At 51.1% G+C, this 17,987-nt stretch carries 11 protein-coding genes; 2 read left to right on the top strand and 9 right to left on the bottom strand.

Annotation, left to right across the window (positions count from 1 at the left end; translation table 11 throughout):
• Positions 1–7: 7 nt before the first annotated feature.
• The 3 genes from Q2J34_RS00965 to Q2J34_RS00955 form a co-directional block, all read right to left on the bottom strand.
• Positions 8–388 (bottom strand): TraR/DksA family transcriptional regulator, encoded by a 381-nt coding sequence (locus Q2J34_RS00965; protein WP_300969050.1) that lies wholly within the window; start codon positions 386–388, stop codon positions 8–10.
• An 85-nt stretch (positions 389–473) separates the two neighbouring features.
• The gene (gene ileS, locus Q2J34_RS00960) at positions 474–3,887 is read right to left on the bottom strand and encodes an isoleucine--tRNA ligase (RefSeq protein WP_300969049.1); all 3,414 of its coding nucleotides are present in this window, start codon (positions 3,885–3,887) and stop codon (positions 474–476) included.
• 88 nt (positions 3,888–3,975) lie between these two features.
• Positions 3,976–5,103, bottom strand: coding sequence for an ISAs1 family transposase (locus Q2J34_RS00955; protein WP_300969048.1), 1,128 nt, complete (start codon positions 5,101–5,103; stop codon positions 3,976–3,978).
• Positions 5,104–6,138: 1,035 nt separating this feature from the next.
• Here Q2J34_RS00955 and Q2J34_RS00950 point away from each other — a divergent pair.
• On the top strand, positions 6,139–7,323 hold the full coding sequence (locus Q2J34_RS00950; protein ID WP_300969047.1) for a Coenzyme F420 hydrogenase/dehydrogenase, beta subunit C-terminal domain: 1,185 nt from the start codon (positions 6,139–6,141) through the stop codon (positions 7,321–7,323).
• Positions 7,324–7,340: 17 nt separating this feature from the next.
• On the opposite strand, the gene Q2J34_RS00945 is transcribed toward Q2J34_RS00950, so the two are convergent.
• The 6 genes from Q2J34_RS00945 to Q2J34_RS00920 form a co-directional block, all read right to left on the bottom strand.
• Positions 7,341–7,820: a tellurite resistance TerB family protein gene (locus Q2J34_RS00945; protein ID WP_300969046.1), complete on the bottom strand. Its 480-nt coding sequence runs from the start codon at positions 7,818–7,820 to the stop codon at positions 7,341–7,343.
• A gap of 16 nt (positions 7,821–7,836) precedes the next feature.
• Positions 7,837–9,615, bottom strand: coding sequence for an AAA family ATPase (locus Q2J34_RS00940; protein WP_300969045.1), 1,779 nt, complete (start codon positions 9,613–9,615; stop codon positions 7,837–7,839).
• A 39-nt stretch (positions 9,616–9,654) separates the two neighbouring features.
• Entirely contained in the window at positions 9,655–12,189 is a 2,535-nt protein-coding gene (locus Q2J34_RS00935) for an Hsp70 family protein (RefSeq protein WP_300969044.1), read from the bottom strand.
• A 12-nt stretch (positions 12,190–12,201) separates the two neighbouring features.
• Positions 12,202–13,191: a hypothetical protein gene (locus Q2J34_RS00930; protein ID WP_300969043.1), complete on the bottom strand. Its 990-nt coding sequence runs from the start codon at positions 13,189–13,191 to the stop codon at positions 12,202–12,204.
• Positions 13,192–13,206: 15 nt separating this feature from the next.
• Positions 13,207–14,943: a hypothetical protein gene (locus tag Q2J34_RS00925; RefSeq protein WP_300969042.1), complete on the bottom strand. Its 1,737-nt coding sequence runs from the start codon at positions 14,941–14,943 to the stop codon at positions 13,207–13,209.
• Between the two features lie 133 nt (positions 14,944–15,076).
• Entirely contained in the window at positions 15,077–15,742 is a 666-nt protein-coding gene (locus Q2J34_RS00920; RefSeq protein WP_300969041.1) for a hypothetical protein, read from the bottom strand.
• Between the two features lie 552 nt (positions 15,743–16,294).
• Between Q2J34_RS00920 and Q2J34_RS00915 the strand changes: the two genes are divergently transcribed.
• A complete protein-coding gene (locus Q2J34_RS00915) occupies positions 16,295–17,983 on the top strand; it encodes a SulP family inorganic anion transporter (RefSeq protein WP_300969040.1) in 1,689 nt (562 codons plus the stop codon).
• Positions 17,984–17,987: the final 4 nt, after the last annotated feature.

Raw genomic sequence — 17,987 nt, 5'->3', positions numbered from 1 at the left:
ACTGACTTTACTTAAGCTTGTCGCGATTGAGCTTGGCCTCGATGCTCTTGGTCGTATGAGGTACCGCACGGAGACGCTCCTTGGGTATGAGCTTGCCCGTGACAGAGCAGATGCCGTAGGTGCCGTTTTGGATACGTAGGAGAGCTGCCTCGAGCTTCTCGATGAAGTCCTGCAGACGCTGTGCCTGTGCATCGTTTTCAAGACGAGCCTGCGTGATGGCACCCTCGTCTAGATCCTTGTAGGTGGGCGTCGTGTCGCTGATGTCGTTGGCATTCTCAGCACGGAGCATGTTGAGATCCTCACGAGCCTGAGCGATCTTCTTCTCGATGAGTATGCGAAACTCTTCGAGCTCCTCCGCATTGTATCGTTTCTTGCTGCTATCTTCCATACTATCTGTGAATCTATTAGTGCGCTGTAGACGAAGTCTCTTTGATGATAAAGCCCTATCGTCTACAGACGCTGTGAATTGGTGTTTATACTTTGCTGATCTGTACCGCTATCAAGGTGCCGTCTAGGTCGATCTCCTCGGCATCGCTGAGTACCTCGGAGTAATCGATTGTGTCGGCCTGTACTTGCGTCTGGACGTACTCCTGATGAGTGCGGAGAGCCTCTACAACTTCATCGGGAGCCATGACGAGTAGCTCGATATGATCGTTGACCTCGTAGCCAGACTGCTTGCGAAGGTTCTGTATGCGGTTGACAAACTCACGCGCTGTACCCTCAGCGATCAGCTCGGGCGTGAGCGTGATGTCTAGAGCTACCGTATGACGACCCTCGTTGGCAACCGTCCACCCCGGTATATCCTGAGCGATGATCTGTACATCCTGGAGGTCCACCACAATAGGCTGATCACCGACCGTCAGGGTCAGGTGCTCCGTCTGCTCTAACTCATTGATCTGCTCGGGTGTGAGGGCATTGATCTGAGCTGCGAGTGCTTTCATATTCTTGCCCACCTTAGGCCCTAGAGCCTTGAAGTCAGGCTTGACCGTGCGTACCCAGATGGAGTCGGAGGGATCAACGAAGCGAATATCCTTCACATTGACCTCGCTGAGTAGTAGGTCGTGTACCTGCTCCATGTGGATCTTGTCGGCGGGGTCATTGACCGGTAGCATGATCGCGCTGAGCGGTTGACGCACCTTGATATTGACCTTGCGACGTAGTGAGAGGACTAGCGTCGAGTAGATCTGAGCCAGCTCCATGCTACGCTCTAGGTCTAGGTCTATCTGCGCCTCGTCTGCCACGGGGTAGTCAGAGAGGTGTACCGATGCTGCGTCATCGTGCAGGTCACGGTAGAGCCTATCTGCGTAGAAGGGCGCAATGGGTGCCATCAGCTGAGCTACTACCGAGAGACACTGGTAGAGTGTCTGATATGCGCTGAGCTTGTCGTCGGTCATAGAGCCTGCCCAAAAGCGCTTGCGCGAGAGACGCACGTACCAGTTGCTCAGATGCTCTGTGACAAAGTTTTCGATAGCACGTCCTGCGGGTGTCGGGTCGTAGCTTGCCAGCTTGCCGTCCACCTCCTTGATGAGCGAGTTGAGACGCGAGAGGATCCAGCGATCGATCTCAGGACGATCCGCATAGGGGATCTGGGCAACGGAAGGTTCGAAGCCGTCCAAGTTGCCATAGAGTGCGAAGAACTGGTAGGTATTGTAGAGCGTGCCGAAGTATTTGCGGCTCACCTCCTCGACGCCCTTCGGGTCGAAGCGGATGTTTTCCCACGGATTGGCATTGGTGATCATGTACCAGCGTAGTGGGTCTGAGCCGTACTGCTGGATGATACCAAAGGGATCGACCGCATTGCCTAGTCGCTTGCTCATCTTGTTGCCATCCTTGTCGAGGACGAGCCCGTTGACGAGGACATTTCTAAAGGCTATGCTCCCCTGGGTCATCGTAGCGATAGCGTGAAGCGTAAAGAACCAACCACGTGTCTGGTCGACGCCCTCAGCGATGAAGTCGGCGGGGAAGACCTTGCCACTCTCGACCTCCTCACGATGCTCGAAGGGGTAGTGCACCTGCGCAAAAGGCATAGCCCCCGAGTCAAACCACACATCGATCAGATCGCTCTCACGACGCATCGGACGCTTGCCGTCCTGCGCCACGAGCGTGATCTCGTCAACATAGGGTCGGTGCAGGTCGATCTTGTCATAGTTCTCCTCGCTGTAGTCGTCAGGTGTAAAGCCAGCGAGCGGATTGGCCGACATGACGCCAGCCTGCACAGCGCGCTCGCACTCTTTGTATAGCTCCTCGACAGAGCCGATGCAGAGCTCCTCGTCACCATCTTCGGTGCGCCAGATAGGTAGGGGAGTACCCCAGTAGCGGCTGCGGGAGAGATTCCAGTCCTGGAGGTTCTCCAGCCACTTGCCGAAGCGTCCTACACCGATCGCAGCAGGATGCCAGTCGATCGTCTCATTGAGACGCATCATCTCCTCACGGCAAGCGGTAGAGCGGATGAACCAGCTGTCTAGCGGGTAGTAGAGGATCGGCTTGTCGGTGCGCCAGCAGTGGGGATAGTTGTGCGTATGCTTCTCGACTCGGAAGACGCGGTTCTCATGCTTGAGCATGACGCAGATCTCTACGTCTAGCGTCTCCTTGTCAGGTGTGTCGTTGGGGTCGTAATCCTTCTTGACATAACGTCCTGCGTAGGTGTCGTAGAGCGGTACGTTCACCGACTCCTTGAGGAACTGATGATCGAGAGCTTCGATCTTGTAGAAGCGTCCCTTCAGGTCGACCATCGGGCGCTGCTGCCCCTTATTATCGATCATCAGAAGTGGAGGAATGCCTGCCGCCTTGGCGACACGCTCATCGTCTGCACCGAAGGTCGGCGCAATGTGTACGATACCGGTACCATCCTCAGTGCTGACATAGTCACCGGGGATGACTCGGAAGGCTTCCTCGCCAGGATTGACCCACGGGATGAGCTGCTCGTAGTGAATGCCCACGAGATCGCTACCCTTGCAGGTTGAGATGCGGTGCCAGGGAGCTTTCTTGTAGGTCTCCTTGTCCCACGTCTCTGGCAGTTCGCTCACCTCGCTCTCAGCGTCGAAGTAGCTGCCTAGGAGTGCCGTGGCGAGCACCACCGTGATCGGCATGTCGCTGTAGGGGTTGAACGTCTCCACGGCACAGTACTCGATCGAGGGGCCCACACAGAGTGCCGTGTTCGACGGAAGCGTCCACGGCGTGGTGGTCCACGCTAGGAAGAAGCTTTCGCCACGTCCACGGAGAGACTCGGGAGCATCGATGATGCGAAACTGTGCGGTACAGACCGTATCCTTGACATCACGATAGCAGCCTGGCTGATTCAACTCGTGAGAGCTTAGCCCCGTGCCAGCCGCGGGGCTGTAGGGCTGTATGGATAGACCTTTGTATAGTAACCCCTTCTTGTATAGCTCCTTGAGGAGGTACCAAAGTGTCTCGATGTACTTATTCTTGTAGGTTACGTAGGGGTGCTCCATATCGACCCAGTAACCCATCTGATTCGTCAGCGACTCCCACTCGGCGGTGTACTTCATCACCTCCTTGCGGCAAGTCTGGTTGTACTCAGCGACAGAGATCGTCTTACCGATCGCATCCTTGGTGATGCCGAGCTTCTTCTCGACCCCCAGCTCTACAGGCAGGCCGTGCGTATCCCAGCCAGCGCGACGATCCACACGGTAGCCGTGCATCGTCTTGTAGCGACAGATGATATCCTTGATAGAGCGCGCTATGACGTGGTGAATGCCAGGCATACCATTGGCCGAGGGAGGACCCTCATAGAAGGTAAATAGCGGCGCATCCTCACGCTGATGTAGCGAGCGGTGGAAGAGCTGCTCCTTCTCCCACAGAGCGAGCATCTCCTGATTGATCTGTGCAAAGTCAGCAGACTGGTATTCCTTAAACGGTTTCTTCATTGGAGCTTTCGTATAAGATATGTTCGCAAAGATACAGAATCTTGTTCAAATACGCTCTAATCGTTAGTCCACCTTCAGGGCTGACGCATTATAATTCCATTTCGAAGATTTCCTCTGGAGTCATACGTGCGAGCTTTTTCCTCAGGCGCAGCGTTGATGTGGCTTTGAGCTTGTCTTTAAGCCGTTGAATGATAGTCAGGTTTATCTTATTTATAATGTTCATGTTCTGAGCGGCATTGCGGGTTCTCTTGGTAGAGTAGTCCTCTCTGAAAAGCATATCCAGCATATAGTGAAGCTTGTTTTCCACAGCCCAATGCTCACGGATCAACTTGAAAACTTCTGTCCCGTCTGTCAGGCTAGAGATATAGAAGGTGGTCTCGCTGGTGGACTTATCTGTCTTCTTGTCCGTCCGTACTCTTGTCATCATATGGATACTTTTGAGCCCGTCCCATTTGTCTAAAGTCGAGTCTGGGTCTAGAGATAAAGGGTCTACGATGCTACTCATCGTACGTGTTTCTATTCGCCCATGACCAAAGTCTTTCTGTTCTTGATGCACTATGTGAGCATCGTAGAGGGGACAAAAGAAACTTTGCACCTCTTCCTTCGTTAGCTTCTGATTATCTTTAACTTGGAGTATGTAGTCGCCCTCTTTTTCAACCACTGCCTTTGCGATCTCGGTCTGAGTGCCGATAGCGTCAATGGTGATGACGGTGTCTCGTAGATCTAGAGCCTTGAGGATCTCTTTGATGGCATTGATTTCGTTCGACTTAGTGGAGATATATACCTGAGCCAATGAGGCTTGCTGGTTGGGGTCAAAGGCTGTAACGCAATGGCTGTCGGCATCAAAGTCTAGCTTCTTAACGCCTCTCATCGTCTTACCATCTAGACAGATGTGCTTGCCAGTTGTTATCTCAAAGCTTTCCTCTAGAAAGGCTTTGTAGACTTGCTCTATCTGCTTGGGATCAAGAAGACTGATGGCGCGATTGAGCGTGTCGTGAGAGGGGACTCCCCAAGAGCTCGACTCTCCTGATATACGCTCATATAGAGCCTCTAGATCATCTTTGTACTCTTCTGCGTAGTCTTCTATTTCATACCAAGAGGAGCAGCCAGAGATAGTAGCCGTGAATACAGTTGTGAGGATGTACCCTAAGGGGAACTTTTTGCATCGATTTATGCGTGGATCTTCGACCATTAGAAGGTGATTGAATATACTCATATTATCTGTATATAGTATTGATTATCAGCTATAAAGGTACGAAAAGTTTATGACATAGACAAGCCTTTTTGAGGGAAAATCAAAGAGTTTTTGAGGCTATATTGAGTTCTCTTTTTAGGCTCTTCATTCTGCCCTCAACGCCAAAATCAGCTTTTCATTTATAATGCGTCAGCCCTGAGTCCACCTTACAGAGCCGACGCATTATATACAATGAGCTCATCTACCTCTCGACTTTTCGTTTGTCGCTGATGTGTAGCTGTTGGCTGTTGGCTATTAGCTGTTAGCTAGTAGTGCTAGTGCCCTTGGCTGGGCAAATTCAACGTCGGCTCGCTACAATAATTTAGAGCCGATTACATATCAAAACGGCATCGTGTCGGGGAAAAGTGATTTCCACGTGGATATTTCGAAATACCCACGTGAGAAAGAAAAAATTCCTCCGAAGTTTCATTCGTTTCCTCCGAAGTTTCATTTGATTCCTCCGAAGTTTTATTTCACGCCCACGTGGAAAATAAAAAACTTCCACGTGGAGATTTGAGATTTTCCACGTGGATATTCGAGAAAGGAGGGGATCGGACGAATTTCCCCGTAAAGATATGTATAATTAGAGGTTAGAGATTAGAGGTTAGAAGTTAGAGATCCGATCACTCTGATAGCTCCGATGGTTTCGATAGCTAACAGCCAACAGCTAATCCATGGCGGACACATTATATATAGTGACCTCATGAGACTATTGCATAAAGGCGCATCGCTGTGTTGCTTTCGGGATTCGGCTTCGGTCACATACGGAGGTATGCTCCCTTCAGACCTCACCCTCAGCGCCTTGCGCTTTATCCTTTCTGCATAGTCTGGACATGTCCAGATTGTTGACTTTTGCAACAGTCTCCTCATCTATTCCTTGCTTGTTGCTAATACGAAGCTCCTAAAAGAGCGACTATAATGCGTCAGCCCTGAGTCCGCGTTCTTTCGCAAATCTCACATGTGCGGTCGTTAGTACGCGAATGGTTAACTTTGCACTGCACTAGAGACTGAGACACGATGATACAGATAGAGGACAAGCGGCGCTGCTGTGGCTGCGAAGCGTGCCGACAGGTATGCCCCCAGGGGTGCATACGACTGGAGCGCGACGAGGAGGGCTTTGGCTATCCGATCGTCGATGCCGATCGTTGCATCGAGTGCCATAAGTGTGAGCGAGTCTGCCCCTTTATGAAGCTGGACGCGCCGCGTGAGCCTCAGGCTGTCTATGCTGCATGTGCTACCGACGAAGGGCTCCGCGAGGCGAGTTCGTCGGGAGGACTCTTTACGCTCCTTGCTGAGGAGACGCTACGACGTGGGGGCGTGGTCTTTGGGGCGCGCTTTGATGAGACCTGGGGCGTCTGTCACGACTACACGGAGACGGTGGAGGGGCTGGCTCCCTTTAGGGGTAGTAAGTACCTGCAGAGCCGTATCGGAGAGAGCTATCGGCAGGCGGAACAGTTTCTCAAAGAGGGTCGACTGGTCCTCTTCACAGGGACGCCCTGTCAGATCAAAGGGCTGGTCCACTACCTCGGACGTACCTACGAAAACTTGACGACGGTCGATGTGGTCTGCCACGGCGTACCCTCACCGATGGTGTGGCAAAGGTACTTGACGACACTGCGAGCAGGGCAGGGAGAGATCACGGGGATCTCCTTTCGCGATAAATCGCTCTCGGGCTGGCGACGCTATGACTTTGTGGCACAAAGCACGGGAGGGGGCGGCGTGCGACAGTTTTACGGAGACAATATCTACATGCGGGGCTTCCTGCACGACCTCTACTTGCGTCCTAGTTGCTACGCCTGCATGGCGAAAGGGGGCCGCAGTCAGAGCGACCTGACGCTGGGCGACTACTGGGGCGTGGAGCGCACCTGCCCCGACCTAGATCGAGCGCTGGACGAGGACAAAGGGACGAGTGTCGTAATGATCCACAGCGAGCGAGGGCGAAGGCTACTGGAGGGACTACCATGTCGCTATCAGGAGACCAACTATGCGAGTGCCTTAGCGGGCAATCCTGCTATCGAGCACACGGCGGCAGAGCCTCCGAAGCGGCAGCTCTTCTTTGCGCAACTAGAAGCAGAGCCGCTAGAGCAACTGATCGCTCGTCTCACAACGATACCGCTCCACAAACGTCTCTGGCGTCAGCTGCACCACCAAGCTCATCGCGTCAAGATGCGCCTCCGCCGACTCTCCCCGCGATCTTACTAATTATTCTTAAGGCAACATTAACGAGAGCTTAGTTGCTCAATGTTTATGAGATCAAAGTGCGTATTGGTATCCCAAGTCAGATCCTCTGGCTCATTGATGTCTTGTAGTAAAAAGATCTCTTTGTCGGGGTGTGTGGCTAAGATATAATCGTCACTGATAGATAGGTGCTTGCGGATCTTCTTGAAGAACTTGATCTCAGCATACTCAGTGACGTTGTCCGCTTCAATGGCCTTGAAGGCGAGAGTGACCAGTGTCAACTGCTCGTCATCGCTCATAGCTACGGTGTCAATCTCTTTGAGAAACCTCTGGAGGAAGACAGCTCCTATCTCATTGATGTCTGCAATCCAGCTGTTTATGATCTTCTCTACGTCTAGGCCTTGGAAGAGATCCTCGACCTGAGAGATCTCTCTAACCATTTGAATCTCTTCGGGTGCTATCTCACCATCGCAGGCTATGCAGCTGAAGATGGTCTTTAAGTATAGTTCTGCTAGTGTCATAGTTACTGTCTATTGCTTAGTCCTTAAATCCTATGCGTGGTCTACTTCGTTGTTGTGGTAGCTCTCGATCCATTTCAGCTCGGATCTGCTCATACTTTTTCAGCTCTTGTTCGCTGAGAGAGGGCTTTGTATTAGCAATTGTAGCCTCCAGTATTTGCATCGTAATCTTGCTCTCTTGGTGTAGGGCTTCTCTTGAGGCATCATTGACGATGAGCTGGATGTCAGCAGAGACGTACCCCTCAGTGAGCCTAGCGAGATGCTCGTAGTCAAGCCCAAAGTCGTAGGGGCGATTCTCTAGATAAAGCTTAAATAGTGCGCTCCTAGCGGCCTGGTCAGGTACTCCTATGTAATACTTCTTGTCTAGTCGCCCAGCACGCAGTATGGCGGGGTCTATCATGTTAGGATAGTTGGTAGCACCGATCACAAATACGCCCTTCTCTCCTGTCTGATCCATCTGAGCTAGCATTTCATTGACTGCACTTCGGGACATCTCATGCACATCTGCATTATCTCGATTGGGGACTAGTTCATTCATCTCATCAATGAAGATAATCGTGGGGGCTTGCTCTATGGCTTCTTTGAATAGGGCTGCTATATTTTCCTGTGTCGCATTGACATACTTACTCTTTAGGGAGGCTGGTGTGATAAACTTAAAGTTAAAGCCGACCTCCTCGGCAAAGTGCTTGGCAAAGAAAGTCTTGCCACAGCCAGGAGGCCCATAGAGGAGCATGCCGTTGGGTATTGTTACGCCATAGCGGTGGTACTTCTCAGGATTGTGTAGTGGCTCTATGACCTCTTCTAGCATCTGTCGTTTGAGCTCCTCCATCCCGGCTATCGCTGCAAAGCCTAGTCCCTTAGCTTGCATAGGCTTAGTAGATCGTCTTGATGCTTCGTCAGCTTGAGATTGTTGTAGTCGCTGACTAGGAGACTCGACTTTTACCTTACCCTCGATGGCTCTCGCAAACTCTTCTGCCGTTTGGAATCGATCCTCAGCGTCATAGCTTAGCGCTTTGGCTATTACGTTGACAAACTGCTCGTCAAGCTCATACTTCTCTATCTTTGGCAGCTCTAGAGGCTTGTGTCGCTCTTCTAGTAAGCTCTCTACAGCACTGGCGTCACTAAGCCTAGAGACATCGACAAACCACGGAAGCCGTCTATATAAAAGGTGGTAAGCCATGGCTCCGACAGCGTAGAGATCTGACTGCACAGAGCAAACTCCTGAAAAACGCTCTGGCGCAAGGTAAAAGAGGTTTTGCCCTTTCACTCTGGGCACTCCGAGAGACTGATTGAGGTAGCAGGCTTGACCGAAGTCGATCAACTTTAAGTCCCTTAGATCTCCCAAGAGGTTGAGAAGGACATTTTGCGTAGTTACTTCATTGTGAATGATGGGGAGTGGCTGACTGTGTAGGTAGGCGAGAGCTGAGAGGACCCCTAGAGCAATGCTCTTGATAGCGTATACGCTGAAGTCCTCCTCTCGCATCATCCGATCTGACAAAGTCTCTCCACTTACGAACTCAGTGACAAACCAAATGAACTGTCGCCCATCTATGAGCAACTCTCCAGTCTCACGGCAGGTGCAGAGGTTGTGATGCTGTAAGCCTTTGCAGATCTCTACCTCTACGACACGCCCGCTGTCGTCCAGTTGCCTTCTTGTGAGCTTTGAGCAGTCGATTAGTTTTAGGAACCCCGTCTTGCCATGCTCGTCTTTGACTCGGTAAGTTTCCGCATAAGCTCCTTGCTTATGCGGAAACAATACGGTGTAGTGGGCAATCAGTTCCTTTGCCTTGAAGTGCATAATACTCTTTTGTCACTAAGGGTTAGGCTTCGGGACTCTTTACTTTAGCAGTCCACCAGCATTAGTGGCCTCCTCGCTAGGCATCAGGTCGATTAGTGAGACGGCGATCGGGTGTAGTCGCTCTGTAGAGGGCTGGTCATTCATCTCGCTGAGGCCTTGGTTGATGAGCTGACGAGCGCGTGACCTATCTCGCCACGCTATCTGATCAAAGCGTGCCTCACAATCCTTGATGATAGCCATACACTGATAGACCATCGTGAGATGAATAAAGAGCCGCACGACTTGCTCTAAGACACTGCGCCCTAGAGCTACGTCTTGGGTGCGTATCACATTGTCCACCTGACGATGTAGCTCTTTGACGACCTCTCCAGACTTTTCGTCGCCTAGATCGTTTTGAGCCACCTCTAGGCGCTCAAACTCTGTGCGTAGTTCCTTCTCGATACGATCCCACTCGGAGCTATCCTCTAGGTTTTCAATCTTACGGAGTAGCTCTTTCAGATTAGAGAGTGTGCGCATCGGGTCTTGTCCATTGGAGAGTAGCTCTTTTACGGAGCTAAGCTCCTTCTCTAGCTCATCGACAGAGAGTCCAGAGTCTTTGAGATCGGAGAGGGCTCGCTCAGCCGTATGTATCTCTTCCTTAACCCACTGGATAGCTTCTGTCGCAGACTCACGCTTACCGAGGTTTAGCTCTTTCTTAACCGTAAAGTCTACTGTGGGGAAATACACCTCCATAGTCATCATCTCTGAGGAGTCTACGTGGAGTGTGACCTCCACACTAGACTGCTCGGGGATAAGTTGCTGTACCTCCTCGCCAGTGACGACTACGTTTGCTATGTGGGAGTTTAGCGCAGCGGTCTTTCCCTCAGCCTCTAGACCTGCGGCTTGATAGACTGGGATAGATAGGACATCCTCAGCGACACCAGGACGCAAAGCTTGTGTCGTCTTGCGACCGAGGACTACGCCCACGGCAGGGAGTGACTTATTCTTTTCCAAGCCCTTGACTTGGGTAAATACGCCACGCTTCTTAATGTCGTTATAGACCGAGATGCCGATATTGTAAGGTAGTGGAGCTGCTCCGACCTTGACACCTTGGATAATGGTAAACTCTGCGGGAAAGACCTCTACCTTGTTGCCTTGATGGTCGAAAGCGTTTATATGAAAGGTGTTTGCTACACCCTCTAGCAGAAAAGCCTGAAAGATGTTTCCCTTTTCATTGACACTCGTCTTGTCACTACGCCAAGCTCCATCTGCACGCTCTAACTCTACTAGTAGCTCAGATGGGGCGTTTTCACCACTCTTACCCTTATCAATCGTGATAGTCACCCACTCTGAGTCTTCAACAGAGGTAGATTCATAGCCTACCTCAAGGAAGGTCACCTCCGCCTTGGCCTCTCGTCTGACCTCATCAGCATTGACCTCTGAATCTATTGTAGAGGCAAAGAGCGCAGCTCCTCGAGCTACGGCAGTCATCGGGTTGATGCTTGTGTCTACGTGAGGAGTGATCTCCTTCTTGAGCATCTCGCGTATGATGGGCGAGTAGGTAGGCCCTCCTACTAGGATCAGCGAGGTGAGGTCTGCTCCTGTCAAGCCGTTTCTGGTTAGTAGATCCTTGCAGATGTCGATGGCCTTATGGTATTGCCCCTCTATGGCGTTAAGTAGCTCATCCTTTGTCAAGGTTATCTCCAGGTCGATCTCCTCTCCATTGTCATCTACCCCGAGGTTGAGGTTGCGGTCATAGGTAGAGTAGTCCGTACTGTCTGCAAAGGACAATGCGATACGCATCTCCTCGGCCGGTCCCTTGAGAGCATCGGCTAGAGCCTTCTTTTTCCAAGGTACACGCTCGTAAGAGTCGAGTGCATACTCCTCTTTAAGGGAGGGAATTAAGATCTCGTTCACTACAATCTCGTCGAGGTTCTTGCCTCCTAGGTAGTTGTCTCCCTCAGTGTCAAACACGGTGAGGATGCCATCCTCTACCTTCACAAGAGCTGCGTCAAAAGTGCCACCACCGAAGTCGAAGACTAGCCACTTGCCGTCTTTCTTCTCATTAGATAGCCCATACGCCATACAAGCTGCTATAGGCTCTTGTAGCAATACGCACTTATTGAAGCCCGCTAGATGAGCTGCTCTCATCGTTGCGTCCTTTTGGACTGCGGTAAACATAGCCGGAACTGTGATTACGATCGCATTTACTGTCTCGTCTGTGATAAGGCTTTTCAACTCCTTGAGTACCTCGGCCGATAGCTCTTCTGGTGTGTAGAAAGCTTTTGTCATGTTCTCGTTGGAGTACTGCTTATCCGACCCCATCTCCCGCTTGAACTCTAGGTAGCCAAACTCCTTGGGAGGCTCATCTTTGCTGAGTGCCATAATGGCGTCTGAGTAAACAGCATCTTTTGCCTTTAGTCCGATGCGTAGAGCACACTCTCCACGCTTGTTTTTGGAGAAGTAGACACATGATGGCAGGGTATCCATCAAGGTCTTGGTCTGCTTGATGACAGACTCGCCACCCTCCATACGAGCGATGGCGGAGTTTGTCGTCCCCAAGTCTATACCGTAGTCAATCTTAATTCTAGCCATAGCTATATCGTGTTATATGTTTTGACTTACCACTATCTCGGCAGGCTGTATCATCTTGCCGTTGTAGTTGACGAGCATCTTGATCATACCCGTTATGATGCGCTTACCCTCGGGTAGCGTTTCGTCTGGCACCATGCGCGCCTTAAACTGCATACCGTCGTTGTACTCTTGTCCTATCAAGCTAATGATCTCGTAGCCGTTAGCACGTACATTGTTTATCATTCGATCCTTAGCCTGTACGAGTTGCTTGTAACCTCTGACAGACTTGTCCATCTTAGAGAGGTTCGTCTCTATACGCGCTATCTCATCTGCGAGCTTGACGACTAGCGAGTGGTCAGGCTCTCCAGATCCCGCTACTCCTGCGGCTGTCGTCTCTAGTTGCTTCTCGACCAGCTGGAGTAACTGATTGTCTAGCTTGACAGACTCCTCTGCCATCCTCTGCTGTGCAGCCTCCACAGCGTGCTGCGCTTTACGAATCTCCTCGATAGAAGAGCTACTACGCTTCACCCTTCTGGCTAGCCAGTAGGCGATCCCCACGACAGCACCTATTAGCACTATGGCAATTACAATGCCCCACAGAGAGCGTTGATGTAGGAGTGCCTTGTTGCTATTTATGCTGCGGTCTACCTCCTCCATCTTTTGTGTCACCTGCGCTCCGTCTTGCTGGAGCTGCACTTCTAGACTATTGCAGGTTGCTCTCAGACTGTCTATGGTAGCCCGCTGTGCGGTCGTAGTGTTGAGTAGAGTTTGTGACAGAGTCGCAAGGTCTGTCATATGCTTTTCAGTCGTCGTTAGTTGCCTTCGTAGCTTGGCGTGCTGGGCTTCGAGCACTATGCATCGATGCGTCAGCTCTGTAATGACAGATAGGGAGTCGCTAGTCTGCTCACTACGCTGAGCCTCTGTGGCTCTCTCACTATTGTAGTTCTCTGCGATTGGTGCAAAGCTCATCAATAGAAAGCTCCCCATCGCAATGGTTAGATAATATAGTATACGTCGCTTCATATTATATGTTTCTGGTTAATTTCCTTTATTCCACCCAACAAAAGCTCCTATGATGGCACATAGAAATATGAGGGACAAGGTAATAGTGCCTGAGTTATCATTAGAATGGTCGGATATAAGTCCAACCATAATCGAAGGTATAGTGCCACAGACCACAAATATTATGGCATATCCGAAAGCTTTCATTCGTTTATCAAGTCTCTTCTCTCGCTCTTTTGAATCTCGTTCAGACTCTGACTTGGTAAAAGAAGTTTGAGGTGTCGGGCTAGTTGCTCTTCGAGGTGTTGAGCTGCTGGTCGCTCTTTGAGATGCCGGTCTAGTCACCCATGGAGGAGTTAGGATATTCGTATTTATATGGAGTTGTTGGCAGATGTCTTTGAGTGTAGATCTATTTGGAGAGTATTTTTCGCGCTTGAACTCCTCTTCCATATCAAAGGAGTCCATAAGGAGCGTTGCGCGCCATGCTCGAATCATTATATTTTCAAGATCTGCTATGATGTCTGAACCAAAAGCAGAGTGTAGACCTAGGGGGAACTGTTCTGCGAGCATTTTTAGCTTCTCTTGTTCGGAGTTGACCTCCTCGATGATGTCTTGTAGCGCGCTATTGACGACTCTAGTAGATAGTTTGAGGTAGAACTTATTAGTTGCTCCCAACTTCTTCTTGATCGCTTGGAAGTGAGGACGGGTGCTCCCGAGTAGTGTTACTGCAACATTGATTTTACTAGGCTGTGAGTTGAACTCTTGCAAGTAACCCATAATAGCCTTAGCCTCCTCGGCAACCTCTTCGGGTGGCAAACTCTCGATATTCTTTTCGATGATTTGGAGGTTCTCCAGGCATCGATCTTTTGCCAGCTTGCCTACGACGATGCTACTGGCATATTTTGCCAAGCGAGCCGTCTCTCTGGCTGTCTCTATATCATCATCTGCATCGTTGTAGTAGTCGATGGAACATTGTAGTATCTCTAGCCCTAACTTATCGGCTATCAACTGATACTGTGTGTCGGAAGTGGAGAGGAGCTCCTTAAGCTTAGCAAGTGGGGATTTGCTCTTTTTGTATAGAGTGTTGCCTGCGCTAGCTCCACGGCTGTTATTCGCTTTTCGCTCTTTTTGTGCTACCTCAACAGCCTCTTGGATCGCTGAGATGAGAGGTGCCACGGTATGCTCTTTCAGATGCTCTTGCCAAGCAGGGCTGGAGACTAAAGGTAATAACCGACTCCCTCCTAGCTCCTCGCATAGAGCGTCTAGGAAGTCAAGCCCGATGTGATCAGACTCAATCCCCACCTCGTCACCTACTATCAGTGCTACGAAGTGACTCACCGCTTCACGATTCCCATAGAGTCTCTCTGCATAGGAGAGAGCCTCAGCATACTCCTCTCTAATGAGGTTGCAGATGATGAGGTTTTGGAGCGATGAAGGGGTCTCCCGTTGCTCCCATATCTCCACAGCCTTTACAAGGTCGCCACTCTCGAGATGGTTGAAGGCTATGGTGTCTATAGGGGTCTCTCTAACAAACCAAAACTGGGCGTATCGTATCTGATCTTGAGGTAGCGTTAGATTGGCACTAGCCGTAGCGATGACAGCCTCAGAGCGCTCGACCTCTCCTAAGTAGGAGGTTAGGTCAAGTGGAAAGGAGACAGACTTGCCTACCTTTAGGAAGGCTTGCAGTCGGCTTTGGTTTGCCAAGCGCTCCTTTGTCGTGGCATTGGCATAGATGCCCAGTAGTCGATAAGGGTTTTGCTTTACTTGTTTCATCCTAGGGATATAGAGTAACTCTTGCCAACCTTAGCTCCAGAGCCAAGGCAGTGACAAGGCTGAGAGGAGTAGGTGATGAAGAGTTTTTTTCATTGTGATGATGTTTGGAGTACTTGCTGTCGATGCCGTGTGGCTAGAATATCTCACTCTCATTGCTTTGAGAGGTAGAGAAGTTGCCGTCCAGTACAGGTGTCAGCTTAAAGCTTAGGATTTCATTATCTTGCAGTAGTGCCGTAGAGCCGTCTTTAGAGTATGCCTCATCTTCTAAGAAGCCTCCCTTGACCCCGTTTTTCATCGGCTTATCTGGATACCAACCACGACCATAGTAGAAGAATGTCTGATAGCGGTGTCCCCCAGGGAGCTGGATAGTCGCTGTCTGCCCAGCCCTGACGTAGGTGTGTCCTGCGACTCGTCCATTCTGATTGTTATACCTAATGATCACAATGACGTCAGAGTTGTGGGCGGCTTTTACACGCACCTCTGCGTGTGGCTCGTCGCTAGAGTAGCGATGGTTTTTTCCATAAAAGCTTTCGTAGGGCTGAGATCCGTTGTGGAGGGAGTTAGAGCCATAGGTGCTATATAGTTGCTCTCGCTGCGCCTCCTCTTCTCTTTGACGTCGCTCCTCCTCTTCTCGTATCCGTATCTCCTCTTTGGCTACTTGGATTCGCTCTTGAGCATCAGAGACATGTATACTAGATGGGTATTCCCTGACAAAGGCTTCATACCCCTCGATGTCTGATCTGTCAATGCGCTCATACTCTGCTGTATGATTCTTATCGCAAGAGGTGAGGGTGAGCATGGAGAGCGTGCATAGAGCGACTCCTGCTGCTTTTAGAAATAGCTGGTTAATCAGCTGAGCCCTCTTAAAGGAAGACCTAATAAACAAGTGGGGTGATAAAACTCTTTTCAGCATATTGGGTTACAGTAAAGATACGACGAGTGGAGAGACCTCTCTTGGGGAAAGATCGTCTGTGGTGTGTGATGAGATGTGTGTAGAGTGTTTGTTGCCCCGCCCTTTCTCCTGCTGGTAGCAAGAGAAGTGCTTGCATGAGAGCTTTGTAAGTGAGCTGCTCCCTTGTTGCCAAATACTAAATGGGGTGGGGCAAACATACTTTGTAACGTATCTAAAATCCTTGTCACAAAGGTACGCTTTATTTCTTTATTGAGATGCATACTGCTCGTCCTAAGCTCAGCTAATTCTTGTTTTGAGGTGCTGGGAAAGCTGTTAGCAATTAGCTAGAGGCAAGAGTCATCGGAGCTGTCAGAATGATCGAATCTCTAACCTCTAACTTCTGGCCTCTAACCTCTAATTTCGTATCTTTGTAGCAGTACCAATCGTTTTCTTACGCTTATGTCTATCATGAAGGGACTCGTGCCTGAGTTTTTTCTCTCTCTACGTGGTTATTCACGACAAGACTTTCTCAAGGATCTCACTGCGGGTATCATCGTCGGGGTGGTTGCCCTGCCGCTAGCTATCGCCTTCGGTATCGCCAGTGGGGTATCACCGACGGAGGGGTTGCTGACGGCTATCATCGGTGGCTTCCTAGTCTCGTTACTGGGCGGTAGCAAGGTGCAGATCGGGGGGCCGACGGGGGCCTTCATCGTGATCGTCTACGGGATCATTCAGCAGCACGGACTGGACGGGCTGGCCATTGCGACGATCATGGCGGGCTTGCTCCTGATGCTGCTGGGCTTCTTGCGCTTGGGTGGTCTGGTGCGCTTCATTCCTTATCCGATTATCGTGGGCTTTACGGCAGGTATCGCCGTGACCATCTTCACGACGCAGATCGCTGACCTCTTCGGGCTACAGATCGAGTCGATGCCGGGAGACTTCATCGGCAAGTGGCAGGTGCTGATCGCCAACTTTGCGACGGCGTCGTGGATTCCCTTTGCCTTTGCGGTCGGCACGATACTGATCATCTGGCTTTTGCCCAAAGTTAATGCGAAGATCCCTAGCACGCTGGTGGCGCTGGTGCTGCTCACGCTGGTTAGCTTTGGTCTCCAGCAGTTGGGCTACCTCAGACCGGAGAATATCGGGGACAACTATACGATAGAGCGTGCGTTGCCGACCTTCGTCATGCCTACAATCACGGTGGAGCGTATCGTGGCACTCTTTCCCTCGGCTCTAACGATCATGCTACTGGGTGCTATGGAGAGCCTGCTCTCAGCATCGGTGGCGGACGGTGTGATCGGCACGAAGCACAATCCTGACAGCGAATTGATCGGTCAGGGTGTGGCTAATGTGGTGGTGCCGTTCTTCGGAGGGATCCCGGTGACGGGGGCTATCGCTCGTACCATGACCAATATCAATAGCGGTGGACGGACTCCCATGGCGGGAATCATCCATGCGGTGGTGCTCCTGCTGATCATGCTCCTGCTCTCGCCCCTGACGGCGCATATACCGATGGCGGTGCTGGCGGGCGTGCTGGTGGTGGTCTCTTATAATATGAGTGGCTGGCGCTCTTTTGTATCGATTTTTAAGGGCCCTCGAGGGGATACGGTTATCCTCTTGGTGACTTTCCTGCTGACGGTGCTGACGGACCTAACGGTGGCGATCGGTGTGGGTATGCTGCTGGCGATCGCGCTACTCTTCCGTCGCATCCTCGATGTGAGCTCGGTCGAGCAGATTGGGGTGGGGGAGATTACGGACGAGCCTCTGGCTGAGGAACATTTGGAGCTACCAGATCGCGTGGAGGTCTACGAGGTAGAGGGCCCGTTTTTCTTTGGCATTGCCAATAAGTTTGATGAGGTGATGGTGACGGTTCACGACCATCCGGAGGTACGCATCATCCGTATGCGTCGCGTGCCTTTCATCGATAGCACGGGGCTACACAACCTGCAGATGGTACTGGCACGACAGCGTAGGCGCGGTGTGCATGTCGTGCTGAGTGGCGTGCGTCCGGCGGTCTATACGCATCTGGAGCAGACGGGTATCATCGATCAGCTGGGGCGGGAGAATGTGCTGCCGACCTTTGCTGAGGCGCAAAAGCGAGCCTTGGCACTCTACGAGGAGATCACTGAGGCTGTGGCCAAATCTTAGAAAT

The sequence above is a fragment of the Porphyromonas vaginalis genome, assembly GCF_958301595.1.
GTDB lineage: Bacteria > Bacteroidota > Bacteroidia > Bacteroidales > Porphyromonadaceae > Porphyromonas > Porphyromonas vaginalis.
This window is presented reverse-complemented; position numbering and strand designations above follow the sequence as displayed.